Source organism: Metapseudomonas otitidis (assembly GCF_900111835.1).
Taxonomy (GTDB): Bacteria; Pseudomonadota; Gammaproteobacteria; order Pseudomonadales; family Pseudomonadaceae; genus Metapseudomonas; species Metapseudomonas otitidis.
In genome coordinates this window covers 1-1140 of record NZ_FOJP01000050.1, presented here as the reverse complement: position 1 = coordinate 1140, position 1140 = coordinate 1, and the positions used below count along the sequence as shown (strand labels likewise).

At 47.6% G+C, this 1140-nt stretch carries 2 protein-coding genes and 2 pseudogenes; 3 read left to right on the top strand and 1 reads right to left on the bottom strand.

Annotated features, from left to right (window positions below; genetic code table 11):
• Positions 1-188: pseudogene (locus BM198_RS30360) on the top strand (immunity 49 family protein); the annotation flags it as partial.
• Between the two features lie 310 nt (positions 189-498).
• Here the strand turns inward: BM198_RS30360 and BM198_RS29290 are convergent.
• Positions 499-636: pseudogene (locus tag BM198_RS29290) on the bottom strand (IS3 family transposase); the annotation flags it as partial.
• Between the two features lie 57 nt (positions 637-693).
• Between BM198_RS29290 and BM198_RS30265 the strand changes: the two are divergent.
• The gene (locus BM198_RS30265) at positions 694-864 is read left to right on the top strand and encodes a hypothetical protein (protein ID WP_167368502.1); all 171 of its coding nucleotides are present in this window, start codon (positions 694-696) and stop codon (positions 862-864) included.
• Positions 861-1140: hypothetical protein (locus tag BM198_RS30040; RefSeq protein WP_139233745.1), on the top strand; the 280-nt coding region annotated here is incomplete at its 3' end. The genes BM198_RS30265 and BM198_RS30040, both read left to right, overlap by 4 nt.

The window sequence follows — 1140 nt, the reverse complement described above, 5'->3', positions numbered from 1 at the left end:
TGGTACACGCCAAGCTGTGCTGGTACCGAGGCATTGAGGTTCAAATTCAAAACCCCTTGGTGCCTATGGCGTTGATGCCCATCGAGTCGCTGGATACCTACGACGTGGAATACGACTTTTTGCGTCCGGGCTGGGAGCCACCGCCACCACCGGGATTACTGAATAAAATTAAACGCTTCTTTTCCTAATCAAAAAATAGGGGGTAGATCACGTTTATTGGTCTAGGGGTGTGGAGTTACATGAAAAAAAGTCAGTGTTTTACATCGAGCCCGCATTTCATAGTGCGAACTGGGTAGTTCGAATTTTTCTGCCGAAATGGAAGCAGCGTTAGGACGAAGAGTCACAAGAGGGAAGCCAGAGCATCCCGGGAATACGCCTGATCTATAGTAAAAACGTGATTTGCTTCCTGTTTTTAACTTGAAGCATATTGATCAGAAGACCATCAGCCAGACCATTGACGCCATGGTGGCTGCTGATCCGTGAATCGCCCCGGCTTTTCTAGACACTCTCCAAGCTCTGGAAGTAACGCTTTTCAAACTCTACTGGCGATAGCTGCATAGCGCTGCTGTGCTGGCGCTTGGGGTTATAAAACATCTCGATGTAATCGAACACATCACTGCGGGATTTTTCGCGGGTGCCGTTGGTTCGATAAAGTTGAGCAGTGGTAATAAAGGAGCTGGCCTGAAGACAAAAATGTCCGATGACTGGATAAAAATTCGGATTCAGGCACTCAGAGATACAAAAGATCCGGTCAAGGTAAAAGTGGCAGATCAAATCTTGGCAGCCAAAGAAGCAGGAAAGCTAACGACCGTTGTTTCTGGTGTTAACAGCAACGGAATGGTCATCGTGAAGGTGAAGCCATGAGTGAAATCAAGGAAACGCGTGAAGAGTGGCTAACTAGCGTTGTGGCCATTTGGCATGATTCGACGAATGAGCGGGTGCACCGATATTTGAATGAGTATCACAAACTCAAGAGGGGATCTGTTCTTCGAAACATCGCACCACTCTTAGAGCTTCGAGGGTTGAAGTCCTATTTCATTGACAACGACTTGCGTGGCCTAAAGCAGAGTTTCTATGTTTACTGCAAACTCTTGATGGCCGCTGAGCAGGAGGCAGAACCTTGCGGAGATGCCTTTGCTG